16 protein-coding genes are annotated in these 16,741 nt (G+C 61.8%); 10 read left to right on the top strand and 6 right to left on the bottom strand.

Annotated features, from left to right (window positions below; all coding sequences use genetic code 11):
• Positions 1-241: 241 nt before the first annotated feature.
• Both H8S55_RS09030 and recG read right to left on the bottom strand, forming a co-directional pair.
• Complete coding sequence (locus H8S55_RS09030) at positions 242-715, bottom strand: GNAT family N-acetyltransferase (RefSeq protein WP_186878684.1); 474 nt, start codon at positions 713-715, stop codon at positions 242-244.
• Positions 716-828: 113 nt separating this feature from the next.
• Positions 829-2,925, bottom strand: coding sequence for an ATP-dependent DNA helicase RecG (gene recG / locus H8S55_RS09025; protein ID WP_186878683.1), 2,097 nt, complete (start codon positions 2,923-2,925; stop codon positions 829-831).
• Between the two features lie 146 nt (positions 2,926-3,071).
• Here recG and H8S55_RS09020 point away from each other — a divergent pair, with 146 nt between their 5' ends.
• From H8S55_RS09020 to H8S55_RS09000, 5 genes are all read left to right on the top strand, one after another.
• Positions 3,072-4,007 (top strand): D-2-hydroxyacid dehydrogenase, encoded by a 936-nt coding sequence (locus H8S55_RS09020; protein WP_186878682.1) that lies wholly within the window; start codon positions 3,072-3,074, stop codon positions 4,005-4,007.
• A gap of 191 nt (positions 4,008-4,198) precedes the next feature.
• Positions 4,199-5,395 carry a pyridoxal phosphate-dependent aminotransferase gene (locus tag H8S55_RS09015; protein ID WP_186878704.1) on the top strand — a complete coding sequence of 399 codons (1,197 nt, stop codon included), beginning with the start codon at positions 4,199-4,201 and terminating at the stop codon, positions 5,393-5,395.
• 205 nt (positions 5,396-5,600) lie between these two features.
• A complete protein-coding gene (locus H8S55_RS09010) occupies positions 5,601-7,130 on the top strand; it encodes a sodium/proline symporter (RefSeq protein ID WP_186878681.1) in 1,530 nt (509 codons plus the stop codon).
• 156 nt (positions 7,131-7,286) lie between these two features.
• Positions 7,287-7,886 carry a recombinase family protein gene (locus H8S55_RS09005; RefSeq protein WP_186878680.1) on the top strand — a complete coding sequence of 200 codons (600 nt, stop codon included), beginning with the start codon at positions 7,287-7,289 and terminating at the stop codon, positions 7,884-7,886.
• Between the two features lie 385 nt (positions 7,887-8,271).
• Positions 8,272-9,030 (top strand): hypothetical protein, encoded by a 759-nt coding sequence (locus tag H8S55_RS09000; protein WP_186878679.1) that lies wholly within the window; start codon positions 8,272-8,274, stop codon positions 9,028-9,030.
• Between the two features lie 73 nt (positions 9,031-9,103).
• Here the strand turns inward: H8S55_RS09000 and H8S55_RS08995 are convergent, their stop codons facing one another.
• From H8S55_RS08995 to yfbR, 4 genes are all read right to left on the bottom strand, one after another.
• Positions 9,104-9,994: a prephenate dehydrogenase gene (locus H8S55_RS08995; protein WP_147563362.1), complete on the bottom strand. Its 891-nt coding sequence runs from the start codon at positions 9,992-9,994 to the stop codon at positions 9,104-9,106.
• Positions 9,995-10,258: 264 nt separating this feature from the next.
• Positions 10,259-11,617, bottom strand: a complete 1,359-nt coding sequence (locus H8S55_RS08990) for a PFL family protein (RefSeq protein ID WP_186878678.1) — start codon at positions 11,615-11,617, stop codon at positions 10,259-10,261.
• A 135-nt stretch (positions 11,618-11,752) separates the two neighbouring features.
• Positions 11,753-12,022: an ACT domain-containing protein gene (locus H8S55_RS08985; RefSeq protein WP_147563360.1), complete on the bottom strand. Its 270-nt coding sequence runs from the start codon at positions 12,020-12,022 to the stop codon at positions 11,753-11,755.
• 51 nt (positions 12,023-12,073) lie between these two features.
• A complete protein-coding gene (gene yfbR, locus H8S55_RS08980) occupies positions 12,074-12,649 on the bottom strand; it encodes a 5'-deoxynucleotidase (protein ID WP_147563359.1) in 576 nt (191 codons plus the stop codon).
• Between the two features lie 181 nt (positions 12,650-12,830).
• Between yfbR and H8S55_RS08975 the strand changes: the two genes are divergently transcribed.
• The 5 genes from H8S55_RS08975 to H8S55_RS08955 all read left to right on the top strand — a co-directional run bounded on the left by H8S55_RS08975 (position 12,831) and on the right by H8S55_RS08955 (position 16,618).
• Complete coding sequence (locus H8S55_RS08975; protein ID WP_147563358.1) at positions 12,831-13,421, top strand: TetR/AcrR family transcriptional regulator; 591 nt, start codon at positions 12,831-12,833, stop codon at positions 13,419-13,421.
• Positions 13,422-13,484: 63 nt separating this feature from the next.
• A complete protein-coding gene (locus H8S55_RS08970; RefSeq protein ID WP_186878677.1) occupies positions 13,485-14,153 on the top strand; it encodes a Crp/Fnr family transcriptional regulator in 669 nt (222 codons plus the stop codon).
• A gap of 48 nt (positions 14,154-14,201) precedes the next feature.
• Positions 14,202-15,254 carry an ABC transporter substrate-binding protein gene (locus H8S55_RS08965; protein WP_186878676.1) on the top strand — a complete coding sequence of 351 codons (1,053 nt, stop codon included), beginning with the start codon at positions 14,202-14,204 and terminating at the stop codon, positions 15,252-15,254.
• On the top strand, positions 15,241-16,035 hold the full coding sequence (locus H8S55_RS08960; protein WP_186878675.1) for an ABC transporter permease: 795 nt from the start codon (positions 15,241-15,243) through the stop codon (positions 16,033-16,035). Before H8S55_RS08965 ends, H8S55_RS08960 begins: the two co-directional genes overlap by 14 nt.
• Positions 16,022-16,618, top strand: coding sequence for an ATP-binding cassette domain-containing protein (locus H8S55_RS08955; RefSeq protein WP_186878674.1), 597 nt, complete (start codon positions 16,022-16,024; stop codon positions 16,616-16,618). Before H8S55_RS08960 ends, H8S55_RS08955 begins: the two co-directional genes overlap by 14 nt.
• The last annotated feature ends 123 nt before the right edge of the window (positions 16,619-16,741 follow it).

The following is a 16,741-nucleotide window of genomic DNA, read 5'->3' as shown; positions in this document are numbered from 1 at the left end:
ACAGTCCTTTCTTCCCAGGCCATATCGTTCTTCCTTTCCTGCCTCGATATGGCTCTAGTGTATCAAAACTGTAAACCATGTGGTTGCCTGATGTGTAAACTATCTTATTGCACTATACACCTCTGTGTCCGCCCGCCGTCGGCGCACCGGCACCGTGGGCGGATAATATCCGCCCCTACGCCAAGTGTCGTCGGCTGTCCGTAGGGGCGGCCTTTGGCCGCCCGGCGTTTTTTCTCATTTCTCAAATATGCTCGTCAATTCCCCCGCTGATCTTGTCCAGCACCATCTGGTCATAGTGCAGGTACTGATACCCGCTCTTTTCATACAGGGCGGCGGCCCGCTGGTTCACCTCGGTCACCTCCAGGCGGAAGCGGCGGGCGGAGGGGTACTGGCTCTCGATCCAGGCCATGATCTGGTGGCCCAGCCCCATCCCGCGGAAGGGGGGCAGGAGGAATATCTCCTCGATGAACACACACCGGCCCCCCACCTCGGCGGAGTAGCACTGGGTCAGGTAGAGGTAGCCCACCGGCTCCTCCCCTTCAAATAGCAGCACTCCCCGCAGCAGGGGCTCGGCGTGGTCGGCAGCGGCCAGAAAGGACCGGTCCAGAATGGCCTGGTCCACCGGGTGGTCCACCGCGTCGGTCTGATAAAAGGCCTGGACCATGGGCATGACCAGGTCCCGGTCGGCCAGGGTGATGTCACGAAAAGTCAACATAATTTTACCTCACTTTTTCGTTTTTGTGGGATTTTTCCGGGCGGCTAATAGCCGCCCCTACACCAAGTGTTGCAGGTTTTTCGTAGGGGCGGATATCATCCGCCCGGGGTAATTTAGTTCAAACTATTCCCCGTATCCTCAAATAGCCGCCGCACGCGGGCCAGGACGGGGCGGTTTTCCGTCTCGCTCAGCTCCGGGTCGCGGGAGAGCAGCTCCTCCGCTGCGGCCTGGGCCTCGTAGAGCAGGGGCATGTCGGCGGCCAGGTCAGACAGCTTCATCTGGGGCAGACCGTGCTGCCGCCGCCCGAAGAAGTCCCCCGGGCCCCGCAGCTTCAGGTCCTCCCGGGAGATCTGAAAGCCGTCGGTGGTGGAGGCCAGGGTGCGCAGCCGGGCCATGGAATCCGGGTTCCGGGTGGCGGTGAGCAGGACGCAGAAGGAGGGGTGCTCCCCCCGGCCCACCCGGCCCCGGAGCTGGTGGAGCTGGCTTAGGCCAAAGCGGTCTGCATTCTCGATGATCATCAATGTGGCGTTGGGCACGTCCACCCCCACCTCGATCACCGTGGTGGCCACCAGCACCTGCGTCTTCCCCTGAGAGAAGGCCCGCATGGCCGCATCCTTCTCCCTGGGGCGCATCTTCCCATGGAGGATGTCCACCGTCAGGTCGGGGAACACCTCCCGCTGCAGGCGCTGGGCATAGCTCTTCACCGCCTTCAGGGTCAGCGCCGGGGATTCCTCCCCGGGCAGGGCGGCCTCCGGGTCCTCCTCCACTGCGGGGCAGACGATATACACCTGCCGGCCCTCCCCCACCTGGCGGCGGACAAATTGATACATCCGCTGCCGCTTGTCCTCCCGGATGACATAGGTGGAGATGGGGGTGCGCCTGGGGGGCAGCTGGTCGATGACGGACACATCCAGGTCGCCATATAGGATCAGGGCCAGGGTGCGGGGGATGGGGGTGGCCGACATGACCAGCACATGGGGGGAGGGCATCCCCCCGGCGGCAGACTTCTCCGCCAGGGCGGAGCGCTGCTCCACGCCGAAGCGGTGCTGCTCGTCGGTGATGATAAGGGCCAGCCGCCGGAAGGCCACCCCCTGGGACAGCAGGGCGTGGGTGCCCACCACAAAGTCGATGTCCCCCGCCGCCAGGTCGGCGTGGACCTTCCGCTTCTGGGCGGCGGTCATGGCCCCGGTGAGCAGGCCCACCCGCACCCCGGCGGGGGAGAGCAGGGCGGACAGGGTGCGGAAGTGCTGTTCGGCCAGCACTTCCGTTGGGGCCATCATAGCCGCCTGAAAGCCCCCCTGCACTGCCAGCCACCCGGCGTAGGCGGCCACCACCGTCTTGCCCGAGCCCACGTCCCCCTGGACCAGCCGGTTCATGGGTCTGCCGCAGGCCATGTCCCGGGCGGCCTCCTCCATGGTCCGGCGCTGGGCATCGGTGGGCGTAAAGGGCAGCAGGGCGGCAAACTGCTCCACAGGCAGGGCGGGGATGGGGCAGCCGGTGCTGAGCGTGGTACGGCGGCGCTTGAGAAAGGCCAGCCCCACCGCCAGATAAAAGAGCTCCTCAAAGGCCAGCCGCCGCCGGGCCAGGTCCAGCGCCCGGTCGTCCGGGGGAAAGTGGATGGCGGTGAGGGCAAACTCCGCCGCCGCCAGGTGGTGGGCCTGGCGGATGGACTGGGGCAGGGTGTCCGCCAGGCCCCGGGCACAGGGCAGAGCCTGACGCACCAGACCGGCCAGGAGGTGGCCGGATATCCCGGCGGTGAGGGGATAGACGGGGACGATGCGCCCGGTGACGTCCTGACGGTCCGCCCGCTCGAACACCGGGTTGGTCATGGACAGGCGGTTGCCCTGGCGCTCCACCTGGCCGTAGAAGACATAGTCCTCCCCGGGCAGCAGGGCACGCTCCACATAGCTCTGGTTGAAAAAGGCCAGGTGCAGCGTGCCCCCCTGGTCCACCACGGGCACCTGGACCAGATCCAGCCCCTTTCGGATCCGGGAGAGCCGGGGGCGCTGGGCCACCATGGCCCGCACGCACACCCGCACCCCCTCCGGGGCCTGGCGGATGGCATAGACCTGCCGCCGGTCCTCATAGTCCCGGGGGTAATAGGTCAGCAGGTCCCCGGCGGTATTCAGTCCCAGATGAGAGAGCTTTTTGGCCCGGACCTCTCCCACGCCGGGAAATTGCGTCAGCGGGGTGTCCGGTGTGACGGTCATGGCAGCGCCTCCTTTCTCCGCTATCTGCTCTTTATTTTAGCACAGCCGCCCCGGGGAGTAAAGCGGGGCCTTGTCAGCGTAGGCCTCTGCCAGGTATAATAGACCAAAACGCCGCAGGGTGTGCGGCGCAGAGAGGAGCGCATCGTATGCAGGAGGTCATTTTAAATCTTCTCCCGGTGACCGAGGAGGAGAAGGGGGAGTTTGCCGCCATCGCCCCACGGGCGGAGCATATCTATACCAGCGGCAGCGCCGTGACGGCGGAGGAGCTGGCCCGGGCCACGGTGATCTTCGGCTGGCCCAGGCCGGAGCGCCTGGCCCAGGCCAAGTCTCTGCGGTGGTTCCAGACCATGTGGGCGGGGACGGACGAGTATGCCGGGCACATCCCGGCGGGGGCAAAGTTCACCTCCTCCAGCGGGTCCAACCAGGTCAGCGTGGCCGAGCATATCCTGGCCAGCCTGCTGGCGGTGTGCCGCCGCCTGCCCGTCTATCGGGACAGCCAGCGTCTGCACCAGTGGAAGGACCGGGGCCGGATGAAGTGCGTCCGGGGCAGCACCGTTCTGGTGGTGGGGGCGGGCCACATCGGCAGCACCTTCGCCGCTATGTGTCAGGGCCTGGGGGCGCACACGCTGGGACTGAAACGAACGGTACACGGCCCGGTGGAGGGCTTTGATCAGGTGTTCCCCATGGAGCGGCTGGACGATCTGCTGCCCCAGGCGGACATCGTGGTGCTGGTGGTGCCCCACTCCCCCCAGACGGCGGGCCTGATGAATGAGGACCGGCTGCGCCGGATGAAGGAGGGGGCCATCCTCATCAGCTCCGGCCGGGGCAGCGTGCTGGATCAGGAGGCCCTGGCCCGGGTCATGGGGGAGGGCCGGCTGTGGGGCGCCGCCCTGGATGTGACCACCCCGGAGCCCCTGCCCCAGGACAGCCCCCTGTGGGACATCCCCGACCTGCTCATCACCCCCCATGTGGCCGGGGGAATGCGGCTGGAGATCACCCGCCGCACCTGTGTTGAGATGGCCCAGGACAACTTAAAGCGCTATCTGGCGGGAGAGCCCCTGGAGAATCTGGTGGAGGGGTGAGCCGGACGGCGCAGGCTTACAGGCTGGTCGTACCGCCGCCGCACAAATTTTTCGCTGTGCGGCGGCGGTTTTCCGGCAACGTGTCCATTGACTTTCATTCTCTATCGTGCTAGTGTATAGGAAACCAACGTGAACTGCTTCCCGCCGCAGCAGGGGGCGGGAGGTCCGAAAAAGAATTGGAGATGGTCAGGATGCTGTCAAAACGCTATGCAGATATGCTGTCGGAAAAGGACATTATTTTCGAGATCGCCGGAATGGCCAAACGGCGTGCCCGGGAGATCGGCGAGGAGCATGTGTATAACTTCAGCCTGGGCAACCCCTCGGTGCCCGCACCGGAGGCGGTGAACCAGACCATCCATACCATCCTGAACGACACCCCCACCCTGCAGATCCACAGCTATGGCCCCAGCGCCGGACTGCCCCAGGTCCGGGAACAGCTGGCCCGGTCCCTGAACCGCCGGTTCGGCATGGACTATCAGCCGGAGCACCTGTTCATGGCCAGCGGGGCGGCGGGAGCCCTGGGCCACGCCCTGCGGGCAGTGACCGAGCCGGGGGACGAGATCATCGTCTTTGCCCCCTATTTCCCCGAGTACCGCCCCTATACCCAGGGGGCCGGGCTGCGCCTGTCGGTGGTCCCGGCGGATGTGGACTCCTTCCAGATCAACTTCCGAGCCCTGGAGGAGCGCCTGAATCCCGCCGTCACCGCCCTGCTCATCAACTCCCCCAACAATCCCTCGGGCATCGTCCTGTCCTCCGCCACCCTGACCCAGCTGGCCGCCCTGCTGGAGGAGAAGCAGCGCCAGTTCGGCCACCCCATCTATCTCATCTCCGACGAGCCCTATCGGGAGCTGCTGTTCACCGGTACGGAGGAGACCTATCCCGCCCGGTTCTATCACAACACCATCACCTGCTACTCCTTCTCCAAGTCCCTGTCCCTGCCCGGAGAGCGCATCGGCTATCTGGCGGTGAATCCCAAGGCGGAGCAGGCCATGACCATCGCAGAGGTGTGCCCCCAGATCTCCCGGACCATCGGCTGCAACGGCACCTCCACCCTGATGCAGCTGACGGTGGGCCGCTGCGCCGACCTGACCAGCCAGCTGGAGATCTATGAGCGGAACAAAGACCGGCTCTTTTCCGCCCTGACGGAATACGGCTTTTCCTGTGTGGAGCCCGGAGGCAGCTTCTACATGTTCCCCCGGTCTCTGGAACCGGACGACGTGGCATTTTGTAAGAAAGCCACGGAGCTGGACCTGTTTCTGGTGCCCGGCACGGCCTTCGGCTGCCCCGGCCACTTCCGGCTGGCCTACTGCGTACCCGAGGAGCGAGTGGTTGCCGCCCTGCCCCGGTTCAAGCAGCTGGCGGAGCGGTATCAGAGACAGAAGGACTGAAATATTTTCTTTATCCTAGTTTCAAATCGAATTTAAGTACAGCTTAAAACTCCTGCAATGACAGAAAATATCTTCTTTTAAACAGAATAAAGTACAGAATCAAGTCTGTACTTTGTTCTGTATTTTATTTCAGGAATTTGTGTGCTATAATGAGAAAACCGCGCCGCCGGATGTGTGCCGGCGGCGGACTGTGAGGAGGAGAGATATGACAACCATACAAATGATCATCATGGGTACCATCATTCTGTACCTGTGTATGGTGATCTTCACCGGCGTGATGATCGGACGCCGGTCTAAGAAGAGCTCTGAGGGCTTTTATTTGGGCGGGCGGGGCATGGGCCCCCTGGTCACCGCCATGAGCGCCGAGGCCTCGGACATGAGCAGCTATCTGCTGATGGGCATCCCCGGCCTTGCCTATCTCAGCGGCGTGGCCGATGCCAGCTGGACCGCCATCGGTCTGGTGACGGGCACCTACTTAAACTTCCTGCTGGTGGCCCGCCGCCTGCGGCGGTACAGCGTCCATCTGGACGCCATCACCATCCCCAGCTTCATCTCCAAGCGCTATGGGGAGAAGAAACCCGTCATCATGGGCATCTCTGCCGTGATCATTCTGGTGTTCTTCGTGCCCTATGTGGCCTCCGGTCTGGCGGCCATCGGCAAGCTGTTCAACAGTCTGTTCGGCTGGGACTATATGGTGGCGGTCATCATCGGCGCTATCGTTATCATCAGCTATACCTCCGTGGGCGGCTTCAGCGCCGTGGCGACCATGGACCTGATTCAGTCCATCATCATGACCATCGCCCTGGCCATCATCGTGGTGTTCGGCGTGGTCCAGGCGGGGGGCATGGGTGCCGTGCTGGAGCACGCCCGCAGCCTGCCCGGCTTCCTGCACTTTGACCAGACCTATAACGCCGCCACCGGCTCCGCCGAGCCCTACGGCTTCATCCGCATCGTCTCTATGCTGGCCTGGGGCCTGGGCTATTTCGGTATGCCCCACATCCTGGTGCGCTTTATGGCCATCCGCCACGAGGACGAGCTGAAGCTCTCCCGCCGCATCGCCGCCAGCTGGGTGGTCATCTCCATGGCCGTGGCCGTGTTCATCGGCATTGTGGGCCACGCCGTCTCCGCTGCCGGACGCATCCCCTCCCTGGAGGGCAGCGCCACCGAGACGGTCATCGTCCGCCTGTCTGACCTGCTGTCCAGCTATGGCATCCTGCCCGCCGTTGTGGCCGGGTGCATTCTGGCGGGTATTCTGGCGGCCACCATGTCCACCGCCGACTCCCAGCTGCTGGCCGCCGCCTCCGCCTTTTCCGAGAACGTGCTTCAGGACCTGCTGGGCGTGAAGCTCACCCCCAAGCAGAACATGCTGGCCGCCCGGCTGACGGTGGTGGTCATCGCCTTCATCGCCATCTTCCTGGCCGCCGACCCCAACAGCAACGTGTTCAAGATCGTCTCCTTCGCCTGGGCCGGCTTCGGCGCCACCTTCGGCCCCGCTATGCTGTGCGCCCTGTTCTGGCGGCGGAGCAACCGCCAGGGCATCATGGCCGGCCTGGTGGTGGGCGGCGTGATGATCTTTGTGTGGAAGTTCCTGGTGGCCCCCATGGGCGGCATCTTCAACATCTACGAGCTGCTGCCCGCCTTCCTGTGCGCCCTGTGCGCCATCGTCGTCGTCTCCCTCCTCACCCCCGCACCGGAGAAGGAGATCACCGACATGTTCGACAGCTATAACACCTGAGCCTGAATCCAGACCGCCCCGGACCGTTTGAATTGGAAACGGTCCGGGGCGGTTTTTTGTTTTCCGGTGGCCTTTTCGGCGGCAGCGTGTACGCTGAAATGCAACAAAAGTCCCTCTTTTCCTCTAAGATGAGAGAAAAAAGGGAGGTCAAACAACATGGAATACGGATATATCCGGGTGTCTACCCTGGACCAGAACGAGGACCGGCAGCGGCGGGCCATGGCGGACCGGGGCATCCCCCGGGAGCGGATGTTCCTTGATAAACAGTCAGGCAAGGATTTTCACCGCCCGGCCTATGCCCGTCTGCTGCGGCGGCTGCGGCCGGGCGACCTGGTCTATGTGCTGAGCATTGACCGGCTGGGGCGCAACTATGAGGAGGTGCAGAACCAGTGGCGGGTCCTGACAAAAGAAAAAGCCGTGGACATCTGTGTCATCGATATGCCCCTGCTGGACACCCGTCAGGGGAAGGACCTGATGGGCACCTTTATCGCCGACCTAGTGCTGCAGATTTTGTCCTTCGTGGCCCAGAACGAGCGTGAGAACATCAAAAAGCGCCAGGCCGAAGGCATCGCCGCCGCCAAGGCCCGGGGCGTAAAATTTGGCCGTCCCCCCGCCGTCCTGCCGGAAAATTTCCACGCCGTCCACAAAAAATGGCGGGATAAAAAAATAACACTCCGCCAGGCCGCCGAAGCCTGCGGAATGCCGGAGGGGACATTTTACGCCAAAGCAAGGAAGTTTGAGGAGGGGGAAAAGTGAGTGGAAAGTTTGAAAAAGTGTACTTTTTCAAATTTTCTCCCGTGTTTTCAGCAAATTCAGTTTAACATGCTTTTATGCTATTTGCAATAGGATTTCGGGATATTATTCCCTTGATTTTACTAATTTGTAAAAGTACACCTTTAAAAACATTAGAAGGGGAGAGGTGAACAGTATGGTGGTTCTAGCAGTTTTGATTGCACTTGGCATCTTTATTTTGATATTTAAGTTATGGCAAACGTGTTTAAAAGATTTGGGAATAAGTTCAAAAACAGCAACAATCGTAGGTGCCATTGTTGTAATACTCTTGATTGTTACTAGTTATCTTAGATAGGAATATTACTTTCACATTCAAAATTATCAAAGGACTTTTTAGGGGGATTACACTATGTACGGCATCTTGTTCATTGTGTTTATCATCTGTGCCATTGTAATATTGCTGACTGACAAAACATCCCCGTTTTATAAATCATCGCTCGCTAATGGAGTTAAATTAAACGCCCTCTCCCCCGATAATGCACTGTATCGACAATATAAATCGGAAAAGGATGCAACAAAATCAGCAACACTATTGATGACACTTTATAATAACCCAGAGAAAATTGGTGACACAATCCAAATTTACCGAGATAATAATGGGCAGATCATTCTTGTTGATCATAAACATCGACTCGCAAGTACATCCAATTTCTTTTTTGATTCTATGGCACTAAATAATGATTCCTATACATATCATCCTGCAGAAACTATATATACTGGAGCTACTGTAGGAGGAATACATACCGGGGGAACACATACAAATTCAGCGCACTATACAAAATCTCAATACTTTAGCGGAAATGCAATGGTTTTTCTAAACTACTCCACAAATCTGCCGTTCTTTCTTGTCTCCTGTGCGCAACTTAATGAGAATCTTATGAATAAAGCGCAAATAACACCGGTAATTAAGGATTATTTAGAGAAAGGCGGCGTTCTCACGTTATTTGGAAAGCCGAACAGTTTCTTAGCGCAGGCGTATAAAGATACGTTGTTCAGTAGCAATACTTACAGCGCCATGGAACTGCAAAGTAGACTTACATCAAGTTGCGGAATACAAATGGATAAATGCAATATAATAGCCAGGTGGTTAACAAGTATGACCAAATAAAACTTCTTTTTCTCAACGCAGCAGCCCGGACGACCAAACCGTCGTCCGGGCTGTCTTATATCCTATCACAATTTTACACCTTCGGTTTCTTCCCCTCCCGCCCCACGGCTCCGCTTTCCAGTTCCAGGCGGTTCATTTTCCGTTTGCGGGCGGCGGAATAGGACAGCTTTTCCACCAGGGTCGTGGTGTCCCCGGCTTCGATGGCCTGGCGGTAGGTGCGGATGTTGCCCTCCAGCTCCTCCAGGGCGCTGCCCAGGGCCTTGGAGTTCATGGTGAACAGCTGGGTCCACAGTGGCACGTCCAGGGCGGCCACCCGGGTACAGCCCCGGAAGGAGTCCCCCTCGAAGCCCTGATACTGGAACAGGCTGGGGTCGTCGCACACGGCCACGGCGATGACGTGCATCATCTGGCTGGTGTAGGCGATGATGGCGTCGTGATTTTCCGGCGTGGTCTTGACGATATTGGCGCAGCCGATGTGGACGGCCAGGCGCTCCATCAGCTCCACGTGCTCCGGGCGGGACCGGTCGTTGGGCGTGAGGATATAGTGGGCCCCGTGGAACATGTTGACCAGGGCGTGCTGGATGCCGGAGAACTCCGTGCCCGCCATGGGGTGTCCGCCCACAAAGGACACGGTGTCGGGCAGCACTTTGGCTCCCTCTAGGATGGCCCCCTTCACGCCGCACACGTCGGTGACCATGGCCCCGGGCTTGAAGTGGTCCCGGTGCTGGGCCATAAAGTCCACGATGCCCTGGGGGTGCAGGCACAGGAACACCAGGTCGCCCTCCGCCAGGGCTTTGACCGGGTCTGGCTCCACCCGGTCCACAATGTCCTGCTCCAGGGCATAGCGCAGGGTGGGCTCGCTCACGTCCACGCCGATCAAATCAAAATCTTCAAATCCGTGGAGGGCCTTGGCCATCGAGCCGCCGATCAGGCCCAGCCCCACGATGACGATGTGTCTGCTCATAATCTGTTCCTCTTTTCCCCGGACCCGGTGGGGGCCGGTCATCTGGAACACTTTAACACATTTACCCACTGAAGTCAAGGGGGAAGAAAATGCGCCCCGCAACATGAAGTGACGGGGCGCAAAATGAAACCGCTGAGTTGCCCGGTATCTGTCATTCCGAGGAGCGCAGCGACGTGGGAATCCGTTTCCCTTCGTCCCTAGGACGGGAGTTACGGATTGCCACGTCGGGCTTCGCCCTCCTCGCAATGACAATATCCCAAAAAATCAGTTCTTCAAGCTCTGCATGGGGGCGGGGATGCGGCCGCCCCGGGCCACGAAGTCGTGGGCGGAGAAGGGGTGGACGGGCTGCACGGGGGCGGAACCCAGCAGGCCGCCGAACTCCACCGTGTCCCCCACCTTGCAGCCGGGGGCGGGGATCAGGCGCACGGCGGTGGTCTTGGTGTTCACCATGCCGATGGCCGCCTCGTCGGCGATGATGGCGGACAGGGTCTCGGCGGAGGTGTCGCCGGGGACGGCGATCATGTCCAGGCCCACGGAGCACACGCAGGTCATGGCCTCCAGCTTATCCAGGGTCAGGGCCCCGGAGGCGGCGGCGGCGATCATGCCCTCGTCCTCGCTGACGGGGATGAAGGCGCCGGACAGGCCGCCCACGGAGGAGGAGGCCATCACGCCGCCCTTCTTCACCGCATCGTTGAGCAGGGCCAGAGCGGCGGTGGTGCCGTGGGTGCCGCAGACCTCCAGGCCCATCTCCTCCAGGATGCGGGCCACGCTGTCGCCCACGGCGGGGGTGGGGGCCAGGGACAGGTCCACGATGCCGAAGGGGGTGTCCAGGCGGCGGCTGGCCTCCTGGGCCACCAGCTGGCCCATGCGGGTGATGCGGAAGGCGGTCTTTTTGATGGTCTCGGCCACCACGTCGAAGGGCTGGCCCTTCACGGCCTGGAGGGCGTGGTGGACCACGCCGGGGCCGGATACGCCCACGTTGATGACCCGCTCCGGCTCGCCCACGCCGTGGAACGCACCGGCCATGAAGGGGTTGTCCTCCACGGCGTTGCAGAACACCACCAGCTTGGCGCAGCCAAAGCCGCCCTTGTCGGCGGTGCGCTCCGCCAGGTCCTTGATGGTCCGGCCCATCAGGGCCACCGCATCCATGTCGATGCCCGCCTTCGTCGAGCCCACGTTCACGCTGCCGCAGACGATGTCGGTGGTTGCCAGGGCCTCGGGAATGGAGTGGATCAGCTTGCGGTCGGCTTCGGTCATGCCCTTCTGCACCAGGGCGGAGAAGCCGCCGATGAAGTTCACGCCGCAGGTTTTGGCCGCCCGGTCCATGGCCTGGGCAAAGGGGGTGTAGTTGTCCGTTTCGGCGGCGGCGGCCACCAGGGCGATGGGGGTGACGGAGATGCGCTTATTGACGATGGGGATGCCAAACTCCTTTTCAATGGCCTCGCCGGTGGCCACCAGCTTTTCGGCATAGCGGGTAATTTTATCATAGACCTTATCGCAGGCCACCTTCACGTCGCTGTGGGCGCAGGACAACAGGGAGATGCCCATGGTGATGGTACGCACGTCCAGATGCTGCTGGTCGATCATCTGGATGGTCTGCATGATCTCATGTTGATTGAGCATAAAGAACCTCCTGAGTAAACAGGGCGGATCACCGCCCTGACGGATTCGGACGGGCCGATGGGGACATCGGCCCCTACAGACGATTTATGACGACATGATGTAGGGGCAGCTGTCCTCAGCGGCCCTTACGCTGCGTCAGATGCGGTGCATGGCGTTGAAGATGTCCTCCCGCTGGATGCGGATGGACAGCTCCTGCTCCTTGCCCGCCTGCTCCAGCAGGTCGGCCATCTCACCGATGGAGGCGGTGCAGGCGGCGGTGTCCACCAGCATGACCATGGTGAAATAGTCCTGGAGCACGGTCTGGCTGATGTCCAGAATGTTGATGTTGTGCTGGGCCAGCAGGGCGCACACGGCGGCGGTGATGCCCACCCGGTCCTTTCCGATGACGGTAACAATGGCTTTCATAGCGGGATGTTCCTTTCTGTTTATAAAATTATGATTTGACAATATCGTGTATCAAGTCAGCTCGTCCAGGGTCAAAGAAAAGCCGTCTAAAAAGTGATCCATGAAGTATTGCAGGGCGGGGATGGGGTCCCGGCACAGGGCGGCATAGGTCTGTTCTTTGGCTTTCTTGAATTCCAGATTGCCGCTTTTGACCTCCTCCACACACTTGAGATAGGCCGACAGCTTGTCCGCCGCCTTGACCACCGCCCGGATGTTCTCGTCCGGGATGGTGATGGCGGGGCGAAACTCCTCCCGCAGGTCGTCGGGGAGCATGGACAGCAGCTTCTCCTCGGCCACCGATTCCACTTGCTTGTAGGCCCGCTGAATGGCCGGGTTGTCATACTTGATGGGGGTGGGCATGTCGCCGGTGAGTATCTCGCTGGCATCGTGGTACAGGGCCGCCACCGCCGCCTGACCGGGGTCGATCTGGGGGCCGAAGTAGCGGTTCTGGATGACGGCCAGGGCGTGGGAGAGCACCGCCACCATGTGGGAGTGCTCCTGGATGTTCTCCGTATCCGTGTTGCGCATCAGTCCCCAGCGGTTGATATAGCGCATCCGGGCGATCATGGGAAAAAAGCTGCCGGACATGGGGCGTCCCCCTCTCTTGCGGTTTCTTGAAAAAGAACTGCCTTAGCAGACATTTTACCACAGCACCCCGGGAATGTAAATCGGCAAGTCAGCCGGAAATCACCCGGGAAGGAGTTGACGGCGGCGAAAAATTTACGGATAATATGATAAAACACCAGATGTGTGTGGGGAGGGCCATTTCATGGGAAAGAAGAACACGAGAAACACCAAGGGGCGGATCATTCAGGCCGCCTGGCGGCTGTTCTATCAGCAGGGCTATGACGACACCACCGTGGACGAGATCATCCGGGAGTCGGGCACCTCCCGGGGCTCCTTCTATCACTATTTCGAGGGGAAGGACGCCCTGCTCTCCTCCGTGTCCTTTCTGTTCGACCAGAAGTATGAGGAGCTGATGGAGACCATGGACCCGGACATGGACTGCTTTGACCAGCTGATGTATTTAAACCGGGAATTATTCTCTATGATCGAAAACTCTATCTCCCTGGACCTGCTGGCCCGGCTGTACTCCTCCCAGCTCATCACCCGGGGGGACAAGCACCTGCTGGACCACAACCGGACCTATTATAAGCTGCTGCGGCAGATCGTCCTGCAGGGCCAGCAGCGCTGTCAGCTGCGGGGGGACGTGACCGTCAGCGAGATGGTGCGGGTCTACGCCCTGTGCGAGCGGGCCCTGATCTACGACTGGTGCCTGTCCGGCGGGGGCTACTCCCTGCGGCAATATGGCCAGACCATGATGCCCATGTTCTTCCAGGGGTTTCGGGCGGAGCGGTGACCGGTTTCGATTGACATTTCTGCGCCCGTGTGCTACCATCTGTTTTGTCTCAAATAAAACAATTTGGAGGCGATCACCCTGACGCTGGAGCAACAGGATAGGAACTATCTGGGCCGGTGCCCGCTGCTGCGGGGGGTGCCGGAGGACGGGATCGCCCGGGTGCTGGACGAGCCGGGGGCGGAGCTGGCCCGCTTCTCCGGGGGCCAGGTGGTGTACAGCCCCCAGCACTTCTCCCGCCGCCTGGGGATTTTGCTGTCAGGCAGCCTTCAGGTGACCAAGGGGGAGCTGACCGTCAGCTGTCTGGAGCCGGGGGAGCTGTTCGGTGCCGCCGCCCTGTACTGCGATGCCCCCCAGTATGCCACCACCATCACTGCCCGCAGGCCCAGCCGCTGCCTGATGCTGGATCAGGCATTGATCGACCGGCTGCTGGAACAACACAGCCAGATCCGGGAAAACTATCTGCGCTATCTCACCGGGCGCATCCGCTTTTTGTCCAACCGTCTGCAGTCCCTGGCCCAGGCCGGGGCGGAGGGCAAGCTGGCCCGCTATCTGCTGGCCAACGGCCAGGGGGGCAGCGTCACCTGCACTGCGTCGGGGCTGGCCCAGCGGCTGGGCATCAGCCGGGCCTCCCTCTATCGGGCCTTCGAGGCGCTGGAGAACAGTACCCTCATCGTCCGCCGGGGCAAGACCATCCTCATCCCCGACCTGGCCGCTTTAGAGAGCGTTCTGTGAGAACAAGCCCACACGATGATAGGAAGATATGATGAAAGGAAGATCCACATGAAAAAGACCCTGTCTCTGCTGCTGGCCGCCGCCATGACCCTGTCCCTGCTGGCCAGCTGCGGCAGCAAGAACAACAACGACGCATCCCAGTCCGCCGCCGGCTCCGGCTCTGCCTCCGCCAGCCAGTCCCAGCAGGGGGTGGAGAAGACCGGCGTGAACTTTATGGCCCTGTCCGGCCCCACCGGGGTGGGCGCAGCCTATCTGATGAAGTATTACAGCGCCGAGACCTCCCCCGCCGACTGCCCCGTGGCCCTGAATTCCACCGTGGTTGCCGACAACAAGGAGGTCACCGATGCCCTGGTCAACGGCACCGCCGACATCGCCGCTGTGGCCACCAACGTGGCCGCCAACCTGGCCGCCAAGACGGACGGCGGCATCCAGGTGCTGGCCGTGAACACCCTGGGCGTGCTGTATATCCTGGAGAAGGGGGACTCCGTCCAGTCCATGGCCGACCTGGCGGGCAAGACGGTGTACGCCACCGGCCAGGGCGCCAACCCGGAGTATGTGCTCAATTACCTGCTGACCCAGAATGGCGTGGACCCCAGCCAGGTGGACATCCAGTGGATGACTGCCCAGGAGGTCACCGCCCAGATGGCCTCCGGCGACAGCGCCATCTGTATGCTCCCCGTCCCCGCCGCCACCGCCCTGATGATGAAGGACCAGGGCGTGCGCCAGGCCCTGTCCCTGTCCGACGAGTGGGACAAGCTGGGCCAGGGCTCCCTGGCCATGGGCTGCGTGGTGGGCCGCACCCAGTTTATCGAGGAGCACCCCGAGACGGTGGATGCCTTCCTGGACCTGTACGGCGACTCCATCACCTTTATGAGCGACGAGCATGGAGTCGCCGGTGCCGCCGCCTTGGTGGGCGAGCTGGGCATCACCGCCAACGAGCAGATCGCCCAAAAGGCCATCCCCCAGTGCAACCTGACCTTCCTCACCGGGGCAGACATGAAGGCCACCCTGGAGGAGTATTACCAGGTGCTGTTCCAGGCCGACCCCGCTTCCATCGGCGGCTCCATGCCCTACGACGCCTTCTACTATGGGGCGGAGTAAGTCTCTGAACAACAAAATCTCTCTGCTGCTGCCCCCGGCCTTTTGGCTGGGGGTTTGGCAGCTTGGGGCCTTTTTGGTGGACCGCAAAGTGGGGGGGCGGGGGAACGAGCTGCTGCTGCCCTATCCCGCCACGGTGGCCCGCACCCTCGTCCGCCTGGGACAGACGGGGGAATTCTGGCAGACGGTGCTGACCTCCCTGGGCCGCATCCTGGCGGGCATGGGGGCGGGTACCCTGCTGGGGGCTATTTTAGCGGCGGCGGCCTGCGCCTCAGTCTGGGCGGGGCGGCTCATCGCCCTGCCGGTGCGGGTGATCCGGGCCACGCCGGTGGCCTCGTTCATCCTGCTGATCCTGCTGTGGACGGACCGGAGCGCTGTCCCCGGGGTCATCGCCGGGCTGATGGTACTGCCCGTGGTGTGGAGCAACCTGTGCCGGGGCATCCGGGAGACCGACCAAAAGCTGCTGGAGCTGGCGGCGGCCTATCGCTTTTCCCGGTGGAAGCGGGTGCGGCTGATCTATCTGCCCAGCCTGCGGCCCTATTTTCTGGCCGCCGTCACCACCGCCATGGGCCTGGCCTGGAAGTCGGGGGTGGCCGCCGAGGTGCTGTGCATCCCCCGCCCGGCCATCGGCACCCAGATTTACAACAGCAAGCTCTATCTGGACATCCCGGACCTGTTTGCCTGGACGGTGGCAGTGGTGCTTTTGTCCCTGGCGCTGGAGTGGCTGCTGCGGCGGCTGCTGGAGCGGGACAAGAGAAGGGGGGCGGCGCATGATCTGCCTTGAAAACGTGACCATGGGCTATGGCCGGCGGACGGTGCTGGACCGCTTCTCCCTGACCCTGCCGGAGACCGGCGTGACCATTCTGCGGGGGCCCTCCGGCTGCGGCAAGACCACCCTGCTGCGTCTGCTGGCGGGGCTGGAGCGGCCGGAGGAGGGCAGCATCTCCGGGATCGTCCTCGGGGAGACCGCATTTCTCTTTCAGGAGGACCGGCTGTTTCCCTGGCGCACCGCGAAGCAGCAGCTCACCGACGTGCTGCCCCGGCAGCGGCGGGGGGAGTGGCACAAGTGGCTGGCTTTGACCGAGCTGGAGGGGGAGGGGGAGCGATACCCCGCCCAGCTGTCCGGCGGCATGGCCCGGCGGCTGGCTCTGGCCCGGTGCCTGGCCCTGGGCGGACGGCTCTTTCTGCTGGACGAGCCCTTCTCCGGCGTGGATACAGACCGGGCCCGGCGCATTTTGATGGGCATCCGGGAATTGCAGCTCCCCGTCATCCTCACCTGCCACGACCAGGCGTTATTGCCCCTGGCCCACCGGGTGGTGGAGCTGGACGGCCCGCCGTTAAAGCTGATCTGTGGTGACCTGTCCTAACGGCGGTCCTCCGCCCGGGCAGCTGTCCCCTCCCCCCTGAATGATTTTAAGATTTTCCCCCAGAAATCTGTCTAAATACGCCTTGCAAATCTTGAGAAAACCATCTACAATAGCTGAGAACAA

The sequence above is a fragment of the Flintibacter faecis genome, from assembly GCF_014287875.1.
GTDB lineage: Bacteria > Bacillota > Clostridia > Oscillospirales > Oscillospiraceae > Lawsonibacter > Lawsonibacter faecis_A.
This window is presented reverse-complemented; position numbering and strand designations above follow the sequence as displayed.

What these genes read in the sequence shown, in the direction of transcription:
- H8S55_RS08985 (WP_147563360.1), bottom strand. Translation starts at nt 12,022, where the DNA reads ATGAAAGCCATTGTTACCGTCATCGGAAAGGACCGGGTGGGCATCACC.
- H8S55_RS08995 (WP_147563362.1), bottom strand. Translation starts at nt 9,994, where the DNA reads ATGAGCAGACACATCGTCATCGTGGGGCTGGGCCTGATCGGCGGCTCG.
- H8S55_RS08955 (WP_186878674.1), top strand. Translation starts at nt 16,022, where the DNA reads ATGATCTGCCTTGAAAACGTGACCATGGGCTATGGCCGGCGGACGGTG.
- H8S55_RS09005 (WP_186878680.1), top strand. Translation starts at nt 7,287, where the DNA reads ATGGAATACGGATATATCCGGGTGTCTACCCTGGACCAGAACGAGGAC.
- H8S55_RS08990 (WP_186878678.1), bottom strand. Translation starts at nt 11,617, where the DNA reads ATGCTCAATCAACATGAGATCATGCAGACCATCCAGATGATCGACCAG.
- H8S55_RS08965 (WP_186878676.1), top strand. Translation starts at nt 14,202, where the DNA reads ATGAAAAAGACCCTGTCTCTGCTGCTGGCCGCCGCCATGACCCTGTCC.
- H8S55_RS09020 (WP_186878682.1), top strand. Translation starts at nt 3,072, where the DNA reads ATGCAGGAGGTCATTTTAAATCTTCTCCCGGTGACCGAGGAGGAGAAG.
- H8S55_RS09015 (WP_186878704.1), top strand. Translation starts at nt 4,199, where the DNA reads ATGCTGTCAAAACGCTATGCAGATATGCTGTCGGAAAAGGACATTATT.
- H8S55_RS09030 (WP_186878684.1), bottom strand. Translation starts at nt 715, where the DNA reads ATGTTGACTTTTCGTGACATCACCCTGGCCGACCGGGACCTGGTCATG.
- recG (WP_186878683.1), bottom strand. Translation starts at nt 2,925, where the DNA reads ATGACCGTCACACCGGACACCCCGCTGACGCAATTTCCCGGCGTGGGA.
- H8S55_RS08960 (WP_186878675.1), top strand. Translation starts at nt 15,241, where the DNA reads ATGGGGCGGAGTAAGTCTCTGAACAACAAAATCTCTCTGCTGCTGCCC.
- H8S55_RS09000 (WP_186878679.1), top strand. Translation starts at nt 8,272, where the DNA reads ATGTACGGCATCTTGTTCATTGTGTTTATCATCTGTGCCATTGTAATA.
- yfbR (WP_147563359.1), bottom strand. Translation starts at nt 12,649, where the DNA reads ATGTCCGGCAGCTTTTTTCCCATGATCGCCCGGATGCGCTATATCAAC.
- H8S55_RS08975 (WP_147563358.1), top strand. Translation starts at nt 12,831, where the DNA reads ATGGGAAAGAAGAACACGAGAAACACCAAGGGGCGGATCATTCAGGCC.
- H8S55_RS09010 (WP_186878681.1), top strand. Translation starts at nt 5,601, where the DNA reads ATGACAACCATACAAATGATCATCATGGGTACCATCATTCTGTACCTG.